At 44.4% G+C, this 15,965-nt stretch carries 19 protein-coding genes; 8 read left to right on the top strand and 11 right to left on the bottom strand.

Going from position 1 to position 15,965, the window contains the following annotated elements:
* Window positions 1–31: 31 nt before the first annotated feature.
* Genes C1S74_RS24465 through C1S74_RS24440 form a run of 6 tightly spaced genes read right to left on the bottom strand, consistent with a single transcriptional unit; the run spans window position 32 to window position 4,567 of the window.
* Window positions 32–814, bottom strand: coding sequence for a heme ABC transporter ATP-binding protein (locus C1S74_RS24465; protein WP_038867251.1), 783 nt, complete (start codon window positions 812–814; stop codon window positions 32–34).
* Entirely contained in the window at window positions 814–1,851 is a 1,038-nt protein-coding gene (locus C1S74_RS24460) for a FecCD family ABC transporter permease (RefSeq protein ID WP_038867253.1), read from the bottom strand. The genes C1S74_RS24465 and C1S74_RS24460 overlap by 1 nt, the downstream gene beginning before the upstream one ends.
* A 9-nt stretch (window positions 1,852–1,860) precedes the next feature.
* Window positions 1,861–2,730, bottom strand: a complete 870-nt coding sequence (locus C1S74_RS24455; RefSeq protein ID WP_045398530.1) for a heme/hemin ABC transporter substrate-binding protein — start codon at window positions 2,728–2,730, stop codon at window positions 1,861–1,863.
* Between the two features lie 27 nt (window positions 2,731–2,757).
* Window positions 2,758–3,171 carry an ExbD/TolR family protein gene (locus C1S74_RS24450; protein ID WP_045398528.1) on the bottom strand — a complete coding sequence of 138 codons (414 nt, stop codon included), beginning with the start codon at window positions 3,169–3,171 and terminating at the stop codon, window positions 2,758–2,760.
* Window positions 3,168–3,866, bottom strand: a complete 699-nt coding sequence (locus tag C1S74_RS24445) for a MotA/TolQ/ExbB proton channel family protein (protein ID WP_042600147.1) — start codon at window positions 3,864–3,866, stop codon at window positions 3,168–3,170. Before C1S74_RS24445 ends, C1S74_RS24450 begins: the two co-directional genes overlap by 4 nt.
* On the bottom strand, window positions 3,866–4,567 hold the full coding sequence (locus tag C1S74_RS24440; RefSeq protein ID WP_045398526.1) for an energy transducer TonB: 702 nt from the start codon (window positions 4,565–4,567) through the stop codon (window positions 3,866–3,868). The genes C1S74_RS24445 and C1S74_RS24440 overlap by 1 nt, the downstream gene beginning before the upstream one ends.
* 168 nt (window positions 4,568–4,735) lie before the next feature.
* Here C1S74_RS24440 and hutW point away from each other — a divergent pair, with 168 nt between their 5' ends.
* The 5 genes from hutW (at window position 4,736) to C1S74_RS24415 (ending at window position 8,455) form a co-directional block, all read left to right on the top strand.
* Entirely contained in the window at window positions 4,736–6,106 is a 1,371-nt protein-coding gene (gene hutW, locus C1S74_RS24435) for a heme anaerobic degradation radical SAM methyltransferase ChuW/HutW (RefSeq protein ID WP_045398525.1), read from the top strand.
* A 22-nt stretch (window positions 6,107–6,128) separates the two neighbouring features.
* Window positions 6,129–6,632, top strand: coding sequence for a heme utilization cystosolic carrier protein HutX (gene hutX / locus C1S74_RS24430; RefSeq protein ID WP_045398523.1), 504 nt, complete (start codon window positions 6,129–6,131; stop codon window positions 6,630–6,632).
* 117 nt (window positions 6,633–6,749) lie between these two features.
* Complete coding sequence (gene hutZ, locus C1S74_RS24425) at window positions 6,750–7,280, top strand: heme utilization protein HutZ (protein WP_045398522.1); 531 nt, start codon at window positions 6,750–6,752, stop codon at window positions 7,278–7,280.
* Between the two features lie 86 nt (window positions 7,281–7,366).
* Complete coding sequence (locus C1S74_RS24420; protein WP_045398520.1) at window positions 7,367–7,903, top strand: ATP:cob(I)alamin adenosyltransferase; 537 nt, start codon at window positions 7,367–7,369, stop codon at window positions 7,901–7,903.
* Between the two features lie 141 nt (window positions 7,904–8,044).
* A complete protein-coding gene (locus C1S74_RS24415; RefSeq protein WP_045398519.1) occupies window positions 8,045–8,455 on the top strand; it encodes a hypothetical protein in 411 nt (136 codons plus the stop codon).
* A gap of 6 nt (window positions 8,456–8,461) precedes the next feature.
* Here C1S74_RS24415 and C1S74_RS24410 read toward each other — a convergent pair whose 3' ends face one another.
* The gene (locus tag C1S74_RS24410; protein WP_038893517.1) at window positions 8,462–9,376 is read right to left on the bottom strand and encodes a chemotaxis protein; all 915 of its coding nucleotides are present in this window, start codon (window positions 9,374–9,376) and stop codon (window positions 8,462–8,464) included.
* 269 nt (window positions 9,377–9,645) lie between these two features.
* Here C1S74_RS24410 and ppiC point away from each other — a divergent pair, with 269 nt between their 5' ends.
* Together ppiC and C1S74_RS24400 are read left to right on the top strand one after the other, a co-directional pair.
* A complete protein-coding gene (gene ppiC / locus C1S74_RS24405; protein WP_039975020.1) occupies window positions 9,646–9,924 on the top strand; it encodes a peptidylprolyl isomerase PpiC in 279 nt (92 codons plus the stop codon).
* 489 nt (window positions 9,925–10,413) lie between these two features.
* Window positions 10,414–11,763, top strand: a complete 1,350-nt coding sequence (locus C1S74_RS24400; RefSeq protein WP_045398517.1) for an alpha-amylase family protein — start codon at window positions 10,414–10,416, stop codon at window positions 11,761–11,763.
* A gap of 66 nt (window positions 11,764–11,829) precedes the next feature.
* Here C1S74_RS24400 and C1S74_RS24395 read toward each other — a convergent pair whose 3' ends face one another.
* The 4 genes from C1S74_RS24395 to C1S74_RS24380 form a co-directional block, all read right to left on the bottom strand.
* Entirely contained in the window at window positions 11,830–12,819 is a 990-nt protein-coding gene (locus C1S74_RS24395; protein ID WP_045398515.1) for a zinc-binding dehydrogenase, read from the bottom strand.
* A gap of 269 nt (window positions 12,820–13,088) precedes the next feature.
* Window positions 13,089–13,514: a GNAT family N-acetyltransferase gene (locus C1S74_RS24390; RefSeq protein ID WP_045398930.1), complete on the bottom strand. Its 426-nt coding sequence runs from the start codon at window positions 13,512–13,514 to the stop codon at window positions 13,089–13,091.
* A gap of 175 nt (window positions 13,515–13,689) precedes the next feature.
* Window positions 13,690–14,250 (bottom strand): RNA polymerase sigma factor SigZ, encoded by a 561-nt coding sequence (sigZ, locus tag C1S74_RS24385; protein WP_005442530.1) that lies wholly within the window; start codon window positions 14,248–14,250, stop codon window positions 13,690–13,692.
* On the bottom strand, window positions 14,237–14,530 hold the full coding sequence (locus C1S74_RS24380) for an ArsR/SmtB family transcription factor (protein ID WP_005433559.1): 294 nt from the start codon (window positions 14,528–14,530) through the stop codon (window positions 14,237–14,239). Before C1S74_RS24380 ends, sigZ begins: the two co-directional genes overlap by 14 nt.
* A gap of 251 nt (window positions 14,531–14,781) precedes the next feature.
* Between C1S74_RS24380 and C1S74_RS24375 the strand changes: the two genes are divergently transcribed.
* A complete protein-coding gene (locus C1S74_RS24375) occupies window positions 14,782–15,918 on the top strand; it encodes a permease (RefSeq protein WP_045398514.1) in 1,137 nt (378 codons plus the stop codon).
* Window positions 15,919–15,965: the final 47 nt, after the last annotated feature.

Genomic DNA, 15,965 nt, shown 5'->3' with positions numbered 1-15,965 from the left:
AACTGGACAATCTGTCCGTTAAGGCTGCTATTTAAGCCGCTGCATGGACTTGTGGGAAATCCAAGGTCGGGTGCTTAGTGACGATAGAACGATAGCCATAGACTTGCTCAATGCGTTCTGGTGTCAAAGCGTTCCACGGGTTGTCATCACAAACCAGTTTGCCATCATGAAGTAAAACCAATCTATCAGCGTACTGTGACGCTAGATTTAAATCATGTAATACAACCACAACGGCCGCATTGTTTGCTTTGGCTGCTTCACGTGCGATCTTGAGCGTGTTGTGTTGGTGGGCAAGATCGAGTGCTGAAGTCGGCTCATCCAGCATCAGTATTTTTTTGTCGCCAGCTTGATGAAGCTGAGTTAATACTCGCGCGAGATGTAAGCGCTGCTTTTCACCACCAGAAAGAGCAGGGTAGAGGCTATCTGCAAGATGAGATACGTCAGTCTGCTCCATGTACTGCAAAGCTAATTGTGTGGTTTCTTTGTTAGTTATCGACAACGGAATTGCGCCTAACTCTACAACTTCTCTAGCTAAGAACGGAAAAGTTAACGTGCTGTGTTGTGGTAACATCGCAATGTGTTTTGCGCTTTCAGCGGGCTCCCAATCGTTTTTTTGTTTGCCAAAGTACTCAATGTCATGTTGAGAAGGGATCTCGCCGCATAGGAGTTTTAGCAACGTGCTTTTACCAGCGCCATTTGGTCCAAGTAAGGCGGTAACTTCTCCTGCTCGAATATCAATACTGATGTCATCAAGTACGATTCGACTGCCATACCTCATGGAGATATTTCTGCCTGACATAACCGTTGGATTCATTACAGGATCTTCCCTTTTTGTTGGAACAATAAGTAGATAAAGAACGGCGCACCAATAAGTGCAGTTACGATACCTACAGGCAGTTCAGCTGGAGTAACAACAACTCGTGCGAACATGTCCGCAGCGGTTAATAGCAAGGCTCCCATCAGTGCTGAGATTGGTAGTAAGGTTCTATGGTCAGGCCCAGCTAACATTCTTCCTAAATGAGGAATGACGAGGCCGATAAAGCCGATGGCACCACAAATACTTACCGTAATACCAACGCCGACAGCAGAAAGTAATATCAACTGACGCTTAAGCTTTTGCACGGGCACACCCAAGTGCCTTGCTTCGGATTCACCTAAAAGTAGCGCGTTAAGTGACATTGCTTTTTTCTGGAACCAAAAAAGAAGAATCACGAGCGTCACTGCTGCTAGGCCAATACCAGACCAGTTTGCTCCTGCTAAAGATCCCATCGACCAAAGCGTAAGGTCGCGAAGCATTTGGTCATCGGCGATAAAGTTCATAAAACCAATAGCGGCACCAGAAAGGGCACTGATTGCGACACCAGCCAAGAGCATAATGGTCACGGAAGTACCAAATTTGTTCGTTCCGAGCCAATAAACCAATACTGTTGTAATTGCACCACCAAGAAAAGCAAAGAAAGGCAGCGCGGCTAAGTTCATTAGTTGAGGGTAGTTTTGGCTAAAATCCGCAAAGACTACAATAGCGAAAGCCCCGCCAAGAGCGGCTCCTGCAGAAACACCAATGATGCCTGGTTCAGCAAGAGGGTTTCGGAAAAGTCCTTGCATAACCACACCACAAATCGCAAGGATGGCACCAATGAACATGCATAGGATAGTGCGTGGTAAGCGTATTTCGTTAATGACTAGTTGGATGTGAGGAGCAAGGTCAGACCCTGCTCCGCTCAGGCTTCGTAGGCTGTCTGCGAAGCTGATATTCATGGGACCTACTGTGATTGAAGCTACAGCTATAAAGGCTAATATACCGGATAAAGCGAGTAGAATAGTAGATAAAGGGATACGTCTTAACAGCATTGAATCTCTCTACGGATATAGTAACTCGTTTAAGCGTTTAGCTTCAGATAGGCTTTTTAGACCCAAGCCACCGACTAATGCGTGACCATCAATCGTAACGATGTTCTTAGTCATACCTGCTGGCGTTGCAGCAAGCAGTGGCATCGCTTTTAAAATTGCATCAGCGCCACCCATAGTCTGGTAACTACGGCCACTCACTAAGATAACGTCTGGTTGCATTTCAACCATAGCTTCTGTTGATAGCGGCTTGTATGAAGACAGTTTACTTGCCGCTGGGTTCTCACCGCCGGCGAGAGTAATAATGGCATCTGGTGTCGTTTCTGAACCTGCAACGTTTGCGGCACGACCTTCATGAATCAGCAAGAAAAGGACTTTCTTTTTCTCGGCTTTTTCTGGTTGGTTGCCTTTTAGGGCTTGAACTTGCGCTTCAACTTGTTTCTTTAGTGTTGTGGCTTCAGTTTCACGATGCATGATGCCAGCAATTTGGTCGATACGATGAATTAAACCATCAACGTTTGCTTCTGTGTTTACGACCTCAACGTCGACACCTGCTGATTTTAATTGGTCAAGCGTTGTATTCGGGCCCATTTCATCAGAACCAATCACCTTTGTTGGGCTTAGAGCTAATAAGCCTTCCGCGGATAGGCGACGGTGATAACCTACTTTAGGTAACTCCATTTCTTTAGGAAGCTGACTCGTCACGTCAACTGCGACTAGGCTTTCTTTTGCATCAAGGGCGATGAGGAGTTCAGTTACCGCACTACCTGCACTGACAACTCGTTCCGTTGAAGGGGCTTCGCTAGCAAATAGGTTCGCACTTGCAAGCATAGTCACTGCTATGGTTAAGGCGGTACGAACTGGCAATAGTGTTTTGTTCATGAGTTTATTCTCTGTCTTATGTTCTTTTTATTGCGACTCTTCAGTTAACAACTGAGTCGCCTGAATTCCGTTTTCTTGTAAAAAGCCAAGAAGCTTAACGAGGGATTGAATATCAGCGGTTTTTTCTGCGCCAATCACAATAGGTTTGTCGGTTGATTTGCTCTCTTCGAGTAGGGCAAGAGTAAAGTTTTCCCAGTCGATATACGTTTTCCCATTGATAGCCCAATAAGGTTCTTCTTTGAGGATGTTGACCGTAATGGATTGTTTATCAACTTCGGCAACGGCTTGAGAATCTGTACTTGGTAAACTGACATCCAGAGAGTCGAGCTTGACCGCCGCAGTCAACATCAAGAACACCATTACAATAAAGATAATATCCAGTAACGGGGTTAGGTCCGGTGTTAAACCATGGCTGTTATTGTCTTGAGGTGCTTTAATCATGAGCTTCTCGCTTCAACATGATCAGCAACCGTTGCGATTTCTTTGTTGTTTTCTGGAGAAACGTGTTGCAAAGAAATGCCTTCTAACCAGAGGTTTACATAGTTCAGTGTGTGCTCAAGCTTAGCGATAACGCGATCAGCCCAAAGACCAATCAGTTGTGCGCCAGAAATTGCGGGCAATGCAATGATCAAACCTGCTGCGGTCGTGCGCATTGCCAAACCTAGGCCATCAGCCAGATCGTTTGGCGTGATGTTACCTGTAGAAGACGCAATGCCTTTAAACATATCGATCAGGCCAAGAACGGTACCTAACAGCCCGATTAGAGGACTGATCACACCAATGAGTGTCAAAAGGCGCAGACCGGAATGTAATTGATGACGCTTTTCTTGCAACCAGATTCCTGCCGCGTCTTCACGAAGTGACTTAGAGAAAGAATGGTGAGCAAGTAACATCGCGACACCACGATAAAGGAGAGGTCGCTTGCCAGAAAGATCGTCTGCAAGTGCTTCGATATCTTTGCTGTTTGTTGGATCTAGGGTTTTGAGCTTTTGACGAATTGCTCTTTTGCCTACTCCAAGACTAACAAATACTTGGAAAAGTCTTTCCGCAATGATCATGACTGTTAAAGCAGAACAAATAATTAAAGGCCAAGTCATAAGACCAAATTGGGTTTGTAAATGTTGTAGCTGTTCCATTATCCATCCAACTTAAAACGAACTGGGATTTGAACGCGGTGAGCAACTTGTTGCCCGCCAGAAATATGTGGTGAGAATTCCCATTGCTTTATCGCACGTAGCGCTGAAGCATCGAGCATTTCTGCACCAGAAGATTCAATAAGAACTTGTTTAACTTGATTGCCATTTGCATCAAGCCAAATTTCGTATAGTGCAACACCTTGAATGCCACGCTTACGAGCTGAACGAGGGTAGCGAGGCTGAACTGGTTGGGAGACAAAAGTTGGCTTATCGACTAGTACTGGCTCTGAAGTCGCACCTTTTGATTCATTTGTTGGTGCGGCTTTTTGCTCTTGTACTGGTTCTTTTGCGACTTTCTTCTCTACTTTTTCTTTTGGTTCCGGATCTTTTTTAGCCACTGGTTTCGTTGGTTGTGGCTTTTTAGGTGGCTTGATTGGTTCAGGTTTCTTTTTTACCGGTGGTTTTTTCTTTATAGCTTCTTTTTTGACGACGGGTTTTTCGATCGGCTTTTTAACTGGTTCTGGCTTAGGTTCCGGTTGCGCTTTAACAGGTTTAGGAGCCGAGACCAAATTCAGGCTTACTGTGCTTGCCGGATTTCCTGCAGGCATCGCAAAAACTTTTGTCTCTTGAGAGACAAAAAGAAGCGCTGCGTGAATCGCAAGTGAGGCGCCTCCGGCAATGACATATCTTTGTAGGTTCACGGGTAAATCTCGGTGTTGCTAATCATTATCAAGTTGGGACTGATTATCACTTACAAAGGAAATAAGATCAATTATCAATTGCATTATCATTACGCGCAAATTATGATCTTTGCAGTTTTTTTGAAATGAGCCTCAATCCTTTGTGTGGTGGGCTTTAAGTGAGTAAATATGAGCGTCGATATTTATAAATTTGACGAATCAATCCTTGGGAGTGATAGCCCGGATCCATTGCGCTTTGCTTTTGTGAAAAAGCACTCTGCCCATGCAGGTGGTAGTAGCATGCCAGTGCCGCCGCCACAACAAGGAGATATTCTTTCAAGGATTACGTCTGAAACGACGGTAAAGAACAATAAGCGTTGCTTGTACATTCACGTTCCATTTTGTCGTGTGCGTTGTACTTTCTGTAACTTCTTCCAAAATGCTGCCAGCCGTAAGTTAGTCGATGAATACTTTGATGCTCTGATGAAAGAGCTAAAAGAGAAAGCGGCGATGCCGTGGACGCAAAGTGGCATCTTCCATGCGGTTTACATCGGCGGTGGTACGCCTACTGACTTATCTGCAGACCAAGTTCGTATTCTAGGTCAGGCCATTCACGACTATTTCCCTCTCGCAGCTGACTGCGAAATTACACTTGAAGGTCGTATCAACCGATTCTCAGACGAGTTATATCAAGGTGCGCTAGATGGTGGATTCAACCGTTTCTCATTTGGCGTCCAGAGCTTTAATACCAAAGTTCGTCGTAGCGCTAAACGTCTAGATGACCGTGAAGATGTACTTCAGCGAGTAAGTGAGTTGGCGAAAGAAGACAAGATCCCTGTCATCATCGATTTGCTTTACGGCCTGCCTTATCAAACGAAAGAAGTTTTAGAGCAAGATCTTAAGGACTTTATGTCTACAGGCGCTCATGGCTTGGACCTTTATCAGTTAGTGGTTGGTGGTACAGCGCCAATGCTCAATTTAGTTGAAAAAGGCAAAATGCCGCCACCTGCAACGACACCGGAAAAAGCGGGCATGTACGAGCTTGGTGCCAAGTTTATGGCGGAGCACCACATGAAGCAGCTTAGTGTTAGCCATTGGGCAATTGATAACCGTGAACGTAGCTTATACAACAGCTTAGCGAAGACCTATGCAGAAGTACTGCCTGTTGGTTGTGGCGCGGGCGGTAATATCGGCAGTTACGGCATGATGCAGCACCGCACGCTAGAAACTTATGTGAAAGCGGTGAATGAAGGGCAAAGCACCATCGCGATGATGATGAAGCAAAGTCCACTTGAGCCGCTATTCGCAGCGCTGAAGTCCGGCTTTGATCGAGGCATTGTTCAAGCAAGCAAACTGCCAGCATTTATGGGCGAAGACACCTTCAATTTCCTGATGCCACTATTCAAAGTTTGGCATGACAAGGGCTTAGTTGAGCTACAAGAGCGCAGTTTAGTACTGACGTTAGCAGGTAGCTTCTGGGCTGTGTCTTTGGCTCAGGCATGTATTCAGGTACTAACGTCAGAAATGAACGAAAACGTACCAAAAGTATCTAACAATTAATCTGAAAGAAATGGAAAAAACAATGGAATCAATCAAGCAACAGGTCGAAACCCTACTAGAACAAGAGCCTCAACTACTTCCAGCAGCAATGGCTGAGCGCCTAGGTGTATCAGAGTTTGAAGTGGTAGCAGCACTTCCTCCAGAAATGGTTGCTGTTGCACCAGGTGAGCAAGCACAAAGCATTTTAGAAGGTCTTGTTGGTTTTGGCCCAGTAACAACTATCGTTCATTCTTTTGGTTCTATCTTTGAAGTAAAAGCGCCATTTCCGAAAGGTAAAGTGGCTCGTGGTTACTACAACCTTATGGGTAAAGAAGGTGAGCTTCATGGCCACCTAAAACTTGATAACGTGAAAAACATCGCGCTAGTAAGCAAACCTTTCATGGGGCGCGAGAGCCATTACTTTGGTTTCTTCTCTGAGTGTGGCAGCAACATCTTTAAGATTTACCTAGGCCGTAACGAGAAGCGTGAGCTTATCGAAGAACAAGTAACAGCATTCCGTGCAATGCAAGCAGAGTTCAACAAGTAATTAGTAAATTAGCGCGGCGTTGCTATTCACCGAAGTATCGTTAATACGGCGCCGATTTACCAAAGAATAACCGGGTAAAAACTCGGAATCACAATACAAGTAAAGTTAGGTATCAAAATGGATCAGCAAGTTAAACAAGAGCGTTTACAAGGTCGTCTAGGACCTGAAATCAAGGAATTTCGTCAGGAGCGCCGTACCATTCAATTAGCAACCGTTGATGCGGAAGGCCGTCCAAACGTAAGTTATGCACCGTACGTTCAAAACCAGGAAGGTTACTTCGTTCTTATTTCTCAGATTGCTCGTCACGCACGTAACCTACTAGAGAATCCAAACGTATCTTTGATGATGATTGAAGACGAAGATTCATCGAAGCAGTTATTCGCTCGTAAGCGCCTAACGTTTGATGCGGTTGCATCTGTTGTTGAGCGCGATACAGAGATGTGGCAACAAGTTGTTGGTCAAATGAAAGACCGTTTTGGTGAGATCATTGATGGTCTGAGCCAACTAGAAGACTTCGTTCTGTTCAACCTAAAAGCAGAACAAGGTCTATTCGTAAAAGGCTTTGGTCAAGCTTACCAAGTATCAGGCGATGATCTGGTTGATTTCGTTCACCTTCAAGAAGGTCACAAGAAAATCGAAAACGCATAAGCTGGTTTTCTAACTAATGAATGCCCAAAGGGAGTTAGGTTATACTGACTCCCTTTTTTATTAGAACAAAAGCACAGAGAAAGAGCATGAGACCAGTAAGCAAGGAACTTGGCGAGATTTGTTACCCATTCATCTATGAAGACAGCCCAGTATGTGACTTTGAAATCACCGCTGATGAGTTGTGTAGCCGAATTGGGCTGGTTCTATCGATGGAACTCGATGACTTTAGCCGTGACATACTGACTCGAATGCAGCCAAACGTATACCATGTGAATGGCTCTATCCGCGGAAAACTCGCGATTACAGAAGCGGAAGTCGATGAGCTAAAAGCCGATTACGATGCAATCAAGGCTCGTATCGATGGCGGCTTTAAAGGGTTTGTGCTTCCCGGTGGCCACCCAACGTCAAGCCAATTGCATTTGTGTCGTTGCCAAGCAAAGAAGGTGGTGCGTGCATTGGTTGCCGTTGAGCATTCAGGCAAGAAGCAACCCGAACCTATTTTGTTCCGCTATTCAAACCTGCTCGCGAATGTGCTCTACAGTCTGGCGTCTTACATCAACCACATTTATCAAGTCGAAGAAACTGAGTTCGTGTCTCGCAGCTACACAATGCCAAGTAAATAGGCAAAACATCACCTAATAGTCTGAATTTAATGACTTTAAGCTAGCCGTCGCAGAGTTCTTATTCGAGTGCTGTGATTACCTTTACCCATCTTTCCGCCTTTGTTTGAATAACGATTAAAATTGATTCAGAGGAAAGAAACGATGGGTTTAGTTGTTGGGGGGCCTTTATTGGTCTGGCTGTTTTGCGCGGTATTGTCTATCAGAGCGGGGTTCGTGCTGTTTGCAGGGCAGCATTTTTCGAGTGTCATGATTGCTATAGCGTTAGCGGTGGGTGCTACAGCGTCTATTGTTTTCTACAACTGGTATTCGATTGCGAAAAGGGAGGAGGTTTACTTTTTCTCCCTTGCAATGGAATTGTTGTGTCGCCGTGCATTGATTATGCCAGCGCTTATCGCGATAGGACTGTATTTGTTCGGCGGAGGGTTATTGCTCAATAGTCACATCAAGATGTTCGTCTTTGTTGCACTGTTTTCATGTTCGGTAGCGAGTATCACGAGTTTGTTCATTGCCGAAAAAGTTATTGATGTATACCAGATCAAGCAAACTTATTAGATATGATTAAGAAGCCATCGCTTTTGCTTCCAGTTCTTTTGCACCGCGCAGCATTGCTTCAATCAATTCACCTGCGTTGAACTTCTCTAATGCTTCGTGAGCGCCAACTTGGTGAGCTCGGTCAACACAAATCTCGCTTGATAGAGACGTGTGAAGAATGCGGTAAGAGTTGTTCAGCGCAGAATCATTTTGAACTTCAAACGCAAGTTCATAACCATCCAGCCCCGGCATTTCAATGTCACTCACTAAAAGGTCAATTGGGCGGTTCGCTTCTGCATCTCGCTTCATCAAGTCGAGTGCGTCTGAGCCGTTTTTACAGATTTGATACGGGATGTTGATGCGGTCTAGCGCGTCGCTCAATTGCTTGCGAGCGATAGAAGAGTCGTCCACCAAAAGGATATTCAAGGCTTTCAAACGCTCGCGCTCGATGTCTGTAAGCATTGGAATCTTGGTATTCTCGTATTGCGGGTAGATCTTAGAAAGCAGAAGCTCCACATCTAACATTTGTACGATCTTCTCTTCATAGCGAGTAATACCCGTTACAAAGACATTATGACCAGCACTTGATGGCGGTGTTTCGATAGATTTCCAATCACATTCAATGATTTTCTCGATACTTCGCACCATAAATGCCACCACGGTACGTAGACAATCGGTCACGATCAAATAGCAGTTCTTGTATTCTTCCTCTTGGATTGGACGGAATCCAATTGCTGCCGCCATATCAATGACTGGCACTGTCAAATCACGAATCGTCACAGTGCCAATTACATGATGGTGCGAATAGGGGATTTTGGTGGTTGGCATATAAGGAACAATTTCACGGACTTTAAGTGTGCCAATTGCGAAGTTCTGTTGCAGGGTGAGTTTAAACACTAACATGCCCTGAGATTGGTTCGCTTTACTTGCGACTTTTGCCATGAAAATAACCTTATCAATATAACTGATTTATCGAACTAATCTAATCTTATAAGGCGACAGCTTCAACCGTAGAGCATAGAAAAGTGAGCTTTTTAGGAAATAGAGCAAGTTAAGTGAGAAATCGAGCTGAAGAACGAATAAGTTTTCATCAATTTGTAAGGTGGTGCTGGTCATCTTTAGATGAAGATAGTGTCTGAGTAACAGAAATAATTGGCGATGATGGGGCGTTTCGGTAAACTTGCGCCATCAGAACATTGAGAGACAGACATATGGCAAATACTGCAGCTGCTTTGCACATCCTTGTAAAGCATAAAGAGCAAGCTGAAGACATTATCCAGCAACTGAAAAAAGGCGCGAAGTTTCAGGCTTTGGCAAAGAAGTATTCAACTTGCCCATCTGGTAAACGTGGTGGCGACCTAGGTGAGTTTCGCCGCGGTCAAATGGTGCCACAGTTCGACAAAGTTTGTTTTTCTGGTGAGGTTCTTACTCCACACCTAGTCAAAACCAAATTCGGTTGGCACGTTGTTAAGGTGTTATACCGCACTTAAAAAGATAGCGCGTTTATCGCGCTATTTTTGTATCTAACGTTCTTTATTCGTGCTCCTTTTGTCATCTTTTCGAGTCTTCCTCTCCTTTCCTGTCAATTTATAAACCGCACCAACTGTGACGTGAGCAGCAGTTTCGCTTTCTTAAATATTTGTTACATATCGAATTGTTGTGTCTATGTTCACATTCTTACTGAGAAAAGGCGTAATAGTGATATTAGGCTCGAACAGAATATTTTGATTGTAAAGTTATTATAAAACATGAGTTTAGGGTTGTATCTTTGCGATTTTTGTTGTGCCTAAGGCTTTGGAATGCGTTCAAACGGACGTTTAAACCTTAACCGGGGATAAGCTACGCCTTGTTTTTCCTCCTAACAGAAATGCGAAAGGGGTGAGGGAGGCTCGCCAATAGTTCTTATAATTTTGCCTATTGGATTCGCTCACGATGAAATCGAGTAACAATGGGTGAGCGAACGCGACTAGGAGATAGACATGAGTGGCTTACAGAAAACACAATTAACAGGTGCAAATGTTATCTTGCACGCTTTTGATTGGAAGTATGCTGACGTTACCTTACGTGCAAAGGAGATCGGCGAGCTAGGTTATGGCTCGGTATTGGTTTCTCCGCCGATGAAAAGCGCACAAGACGAACGCTGGTGGCAGCGTTACCAACCTCAAGATTATCGTGTTATCGACAATGCGCTCGGTAATACCACAGATTTTAAAAACATGGTTGAAGCGCTCGACCGTGTAGGTGTATTGGTTTACGCCGACGTCGTCTTTAATCACATGGCGAACGAAGCCCATCTACGATCGGATTTACAATATCCGCGCCAAGCCGTGATGGACGATTACCAGCAAAATGCAAGCAAGTATCAAGATCTGATTCTATTCGGTGACTTGTCAGAACCGCTGTTTGATGAGAATGACTTCGTTGAAGCTTTTGGCATCAAAGATTGGAAAGACAAGTGGGAAGTTCAAAATGGTCGAATCTCGGGCGGTCCAACCGATCCAGGGTTGCCGACTTTACGTGTGTGCAAGCATGTTGTTGAGCAGCAACGTACTTACCTGAAAGCGCTTAAGAATCTGGGCGTGAAAGGTTTCCGTATTGATGCCGCAAAGCACATGACGCTAGAACATCTAAAGTTGGTTTGGACCGAAGACATTACTCAAGACGTTCATATCTTTGGTGAAATCATCACAGATGGTGGCGCGACAGAAGAAGAATATGAGCTGTTTCTAGAACCGTATTTGAAAGAAACACGGTTAGGTGCATACGATTTTCCGTTGTTCTCAACCATCTTTAAGGCGTTCTCGAAGAAGGGCAGTTTTAAGTCTTTGATCGACCCGTACTGTTTTGGTCAGGCTTTATCTAACCGTCGAGCCATTACTTTCGCGATTACTCATGATATTCCAAACAATGATGTGTTCTTGGATTTGATCATGGATGAAGAGAACGAATGGCTAGCGTATGCCTACATTCTGGGACGCGATGGTGGTGTTCCGCTTATCTACACGGATCTGGATACCAGTGGCATCAAGGGCGTGGACGGTAAACCAAGATGGCAGAATGCGTGGAAGGATGCACGTATGGCAAAGATGGTGGCATTCCACAATCTTGTTCACGGCGAACCAATGACGGTGCTAGAGGGTAACGACGATATGTTGGTACTTCAGCGAGGCGAGAGGGGCATCTTGGTACTGAACAAATCCGCACGATCACAATCACTGCAACTCACAGTGAACAAGGCTCTGGTTGATATGATGACTGGAGAAGAGGTGCCTAGCGGTGAAGAGATTAAAGTGGCGGCGAAATCAGCAATGTTGTTGGTGACAAACTAAGTGTTGGATAAGAAGCGCAGGCTATTTTCCATGCTTGCGCTTCATCATTATTCTGTCGCTTAAGCACTAGTCGTTTATTGTCGCGACAACTTTTCCAACCGTACGTTGCTGACGAATTGATATTAACGCTTGAGGGACGTCTTTTAGCTCCACTAATTCCAACTTAGGTATTGTGATCTCACCGCGTTCTAGCATGTGAGAAAACTCGCTCCCGGCTTTTACCAAAGAATGAAAACCTTTGTCACCGTGAACGTGGCCAGATCCCAAGCTTAACTGATGGAAAGTAAGCCCTTGCAGGAAAGCGCCAGGGTATTCGGTTGCTCGGGTTGTTCTTACTAGCTCAACCATTTCGCCTTCAAACCCCAGCACAGAGGCACACAAGATGTCGTTTTCGCCACCAACGCAATCCAAAGATACTTCTACGCCTAAGCCTTCAGTGATAGACATGACGTGTTCTCGAACATCTTCTAGTTTGTAGTCAATGACATGTGTAGCGCCTAACGATCGCACAAATTCATGGTTGAGCGCTGAACTGGTTGTGATGATGGTTTCTACGCCAAAGAAGCGTGCAAGCTGAATAGCAAAACAGCCAACGCCTCCCGATCCTCCAGCAATAAAGATGCTTTTACGAGTTGAGATGTTTAGCTTGTCGACAAGAGCTCGATAAGCCGTCCAGCCAGCACAAGGTGTTGCGGCTGCGATTTCTGGTTCAACATTTGGTTGAGCAACCAACGTGCGTGAGTCGTGAATCGCGTATTCGGCGAAACCACCGCTCATTCGACGCATGTTGCCATGATAGAGAACGCGATCACCTACCTGCCAACCTGATACCTTGTTACCGATGGCAACGATTTCCCCCGAAACATCGAGGCCACCAACGAAAGTATCGTCCATGCCATCGACCATCTCGTGCCAAAGGTTGACCTTTGCATCGACAGGGTTGAGCCCAATAGCATGAACTTTCACTAACACATCAAACATGCCGGTTACTTCCGGAATATTGATGTCGGTATAGGTAAAGGTGTCTTGATCTTTTTGGTAAGTGACCGCTTTCATTCTTTTCCTCTAAGGGCATAAAGCACCGAGTTATATGGCTTAATAACGTTAGAATAGTTGGAAATCTTCATTTTGTTCCACGTATATTAGCCTTCAGGCAATAATTTCAAAAATTATCATTTGTTCTCATATTCATAAACTTATGTAATCCAAATTGAGTCATCGTCTCATTTACGTTCTGTGAGGATAAAAAAGCGCCGAGTAACTCGGCGCCTTTGGTAGATGCTTGTCTACACACCTTTCAAGTTCTGCTTTTTACGTAATCTGAGTTATTTCACTAAGTGCTGACCCATTACGCCATCCTCTTGAAATCCGAACGCACGGTAAAGCTTACCTGCCTGCTGATTGGAGGGTTTATGCATCGTGAGTAAGGTTTTCCCGCCTAGTTGTTTCACTTCTTCAACGAGCAAGTTAAGTACTTGCTTTCCATGCCCTTTGTTCTGGTGATCTTTGTCGATCATAAAGCGGAACAGCCAGTAAATTGAGTAATCAAGGGGCTCGTCTTCATGGCAAAACGCAAGTAAACCGATCACGGTCTCTTGCTCGTAAATCACTTTCAAACGGTAGTCGGTTTCAAAGTGGGATTGAGCAATCGTAATCGCGTTGGAGGCAAGGTTTTCTTCTTGTTCTGGATGAAGATTGAGACGAATACAATCTAGGTAGTTTTCTTTGGTGAGTTCTCTTAGTGAGATCATAAACATAAGTTTCCTTCTTCCTTAAAGCAGAAGAAGTAAAGCTTACTATTCAGCAAGATAGCAAATGAGAGAGCTGACGAAGAGATAAAGCTGTGATTGAGTTCATGGATAGGCGACTCAATGAAGAGCCGCCAAGCTATCGGTATTCATTGTGAGGTGGGCATTCAGCAAGGGATTAACATTTATCGCAAGAAGCACCGTTTTGGTTGCAATCTGTCATGCGACCTTGTTTGTCGAACGAGAAACTGCAACATTCTTCAAATAGCTTTTTCAATTCGACACGTCCTCTCTGTACGCGCGATTTGAGGGTTGAGTAGCTGATACCTTGCTCTTCGGCCAACTTCTTCTGACTCATGCCTTCAAGCTCAATAGAAGAGAGCAGTTGCGATTGCTCATCTGGTAATGCTTGCACAAAGGGCGCAATGCACTTTGACAGTTCTTGTTTCAGGTTTGACTCTTGCTCTTCAAACCAAAGATCGTCAGCAACGAGGTCATTATCACGCTGATTTCGAGCGCGTTTACGGTAGAAATCGATGATGGCGTTGTTAGCGATTTGGAAGAGCCAAGATTTGACGCTTGATACATCACGAATATCCGCAAGGTTTTGATAAGTCTTAAGTAAGATCTCTTGTTTTAAGTCGTCTACATCATCTTCATTGCTGACTTTAGAGCGCAAAAACGCATGAATAGCGTGTTCGTATTCGCTCCAAATCGATTCGAGGTTAGCAGTTTTCATTGATGCAACACTCGTCACGCAAGAAGCCAATAACCGTATCTAAGCATTCATACTCAGCAACACAATACAAAGTACGACCTTCACGACGCTGACTGATTAAGCCGGCTGAGGCTAGGCTCGAGATGTGATGAGAAAGAGTAGATGCTGGAATACCAAGTTTATCTTGTACTCCACCAACCGCGATTCCTTCATAGCCTGCTTTGACCACCTCTTTATAGATACATAAACGGGTAGGGTGTCCTAGCTCTTTGAGCGCTTTTGCTACAGCTTCGAGTTCCATACTGACCTCTTGGAATGACAGACGATAAATACATTTCGATGATAGTGAAAGTGTGGGTGAATAGCAAACAAGAAAAATTTCTAGGTTAATTTATTGATTACTAAGACTTTAAATTATATTTCGATATTTATCGAAATATAATGGTTGACGCGTGGGTTTTTAATTCTATAATTCGAGAAAAATAGAAATGAAGAGTTCAGCTTCATTAGGAAATTTACAGTTACTGATGTGACATCAGTAGGAGAATCAATATGAATCCAGAAATCATGACCATGGCTAAGGAAGCGCTTGATATGTTTGCGTTTCTAGCAACCGAACTTATCATCCTATTCCTAGCGATTAGCTACATCGTGGGTGTGTTGCAAGATTTTCTAACGCCAGAAAAAATTCAATCTATCCTGAGCTCAAAAAAGGGTAAAGGTTACTTCATTGCTGCGCTATTAGGTTCGATTACGCCTTTCTGTTCGTGTTCGACCATTCCTTTCTTGAAAGGTCTATTGCGTGCAAGAGCAGGTTTTGGACCTATGATGGTGTTCCTATTTGCTAGTCCACTGCTTAACCCTGTAATCATTGGTTTGTTTGTAGTGACCTTTGGTTGGAAGGTAGCGGTATTCTACTTTGCTATCGCGATGACAGTGTCTGTGGTTGCAGGTTATGTACTTGAAAAGCTAGGCTTTGAACGTTACGTAAAACCAGAAGCGTACGAAGCAGCAGGCACCTCTTCATGTGGTACATCTTGCGGTGATTCAAGCAAGAAAAAAGAACAAGCGAAACCTGCATCAAGCTGTGGTACCAGCGCTTGTGGCGAACCTGCACCAGTTGCAGCAAAAACATCATGCTGTAGTGAGCCAGCGCCTGTGGTAGCGAAAACATCTTGTTGTGGTGATAGCGCGCCAAAAGCAGAGCCTAAAGTGGAAGTGTCTTGCTGCTCATCAGACGGTAGTGCAACAGCGACCATCGTGGAAGAAAAAGAGCCTAGCCGCTGGGTACGTATTTGGTACTCAACTTGGAAAGACTTTAAACAAGTGTTCCCTTACCTAATGATGGGTATTGCGATTGGTTCATTCATTTACGGCTTCATCCCAACGGATCTTATCGCGGAGTATGCAGGTGAAGCGAAGTGGTACGCGATTCCAGTAGCAGCAATTATTGGTATTCCATTGTACATCCGTGCAGAGGCAGTTATTCCACTAAGTGCGGCACTAGTACAAAAAGGTATGGCACTGGGTTCAGTAATGGCACTTATCATTGGTAGCGCAGGCGCAAGTCTTACAGAAGTGATTTTGTTGAAATCAATCTTTAAGAACCAAATGATTGCAGCCTTCCTATTCGTTATCTTAACGATGGCAATGGGCGCAGGTTACCTATACACCTTCATCTTTGCTTAATTTAATTAAGTAAACTGAAAAACAAAAATCCCCAAGTTTCGGCTTGG

This window comes from Vibrio hyugaensis, assembly GCF_002906655.1.
GTDB lineage: Bacteria > Pseudomonadota > Gammaproteobacteria > Enterobacterales > Vibrionaceae > Vibrio > Vibrio hyugaensis.
This window is presented reverse-complemented; position numbering and strand designations above follow the sequence as displayed.

Excerpts from the sequence above, each read along its gene's own strand:
- C1S74_RS24455 (WP_045398530.1), bottom strand. The coding sequence starts at position 2,730 with ATGAACAAAACACTATTGCCAGTTCGTACCGCCTTAACCATAGCAGTG.
- C1S74_RS24465 (WP_038867251.1), bottom strand. The coding sequence starts at position 814 with ATGAATCCAACGGTTATGTCAGGCAGAAATATCTCCATGAGGTATGGC.
- C1S74_RS24460 (WP_038867253.1), bottom strand. The coding sequence starts at position 1,851 with ATGCTGTTAAGACGTATCCCTTTATCTACTATTCTACTCGCTTTATCC.
- C1S74_RS24445 (WP_042600147.1), bottom strand. The coding sequence starts at position 3,866 with ATGGAACAGCTACAACATTTACAAACCCAATTTGGTCTTATGACTTGG.
- C1S74_RS24420 (WP_045398520.1), top strand. The coding sequence starts at position 7,367 with ATGAGACCAGTAAGCAAGGAACTTGGCGAGATTTGTTACCCATTCATC.
- C1S74_RS24390 (WP_045398930.1), bottom strand. The coding sequence starts at position 13,514 with ATGATCTCACTAAGAGAACTCACCAAAGAAAACTACCTAGATTGTATT.
- hutW (WP_045398525.1), top strand. The coding sequence starts at position 4,736 with ATGAGCGTCGATATTTATAAATTTGACGAATCAATCCTTGGGAGTGAT.
- C1S74_RS24375 (WP_045398514.1), top strand. The coding sequence starts at position 14,782 with ATGAATCCAGAAATCATGACCATGGCTAAGGAAGCGCTTGATATGTTT.
- C1S74_RS24415 (WP_045398519.1), top strand. The coding sequence starts at position 8,045 with ATGGGTTTAGTTGTTGGGGGGCCTTTATTGGTCTGGCTGTTTTGCGCG.
- C1S74_RS24380 (WP_005433559.1), bottom strand. The coding sequence starts at position 14,530 with ATGGAACTCGAAGCTGTAGCAAAAGCGCTCAAAGAGCTAGGACACCCT.
- hutX (WP_045398523.1), top strand. The coding sequence starts at position 6,129 with ATGGAATCAATCAAGCAACAGGTCGAAACCCTACTAGAACAAGAGCCT.
- ppiC (WP_039975020.1), top strand. The coding sequence starts at position 9,646 with ATGGCAAATACTGCAGCTGCTTTGCACATCCTTGTAAAGCATAAAGAG.
- hutZ (WP_045398522.1), top strand. The coding sequence starts at position 6,750 with ATGGATCAGCAAGTTAAACAAGAGCGTTTACAAGGTCGTCTAGGACCT.
- sigZ (WP_005442530.1), bottom strand. The coding sequence starts at position 14,250 with ATGAAAACTGCTAACCTCGAATCGATTTGGAGCGAATACGAACACGCT.
- C1S74_RS24400 (WP_045398517.1), top strand. The coding sequence starts at position 10,414 with ATGAGTGGCTTACAGAAAACACAATTAACAGGTGCAAATGTTATCTTG.
- C1S74_RS24410 (WP_038893517.1), bottom strand. The coding sequence starts at position 9,376 with ATGGCAAAAGTCGCAAGTAAAGCGAACCAATCTCAGGGCATGTTAGTG.
- C1S74_RS24395 (WP_045398515.1), bottom strand. The coding sequence starts at position 12,819 with ATGAAAGCGGTCACTTACCAAAAAGATCAAGACACCTTTACCTATACC.
- C1S74_RS24450 (WP_045398528.1), bottom strand. The coding sequence starts at position 3,171 with ATGATTAAAGCACCTCAAGACAATAACAGCCATGGTTTAACACCGGAC.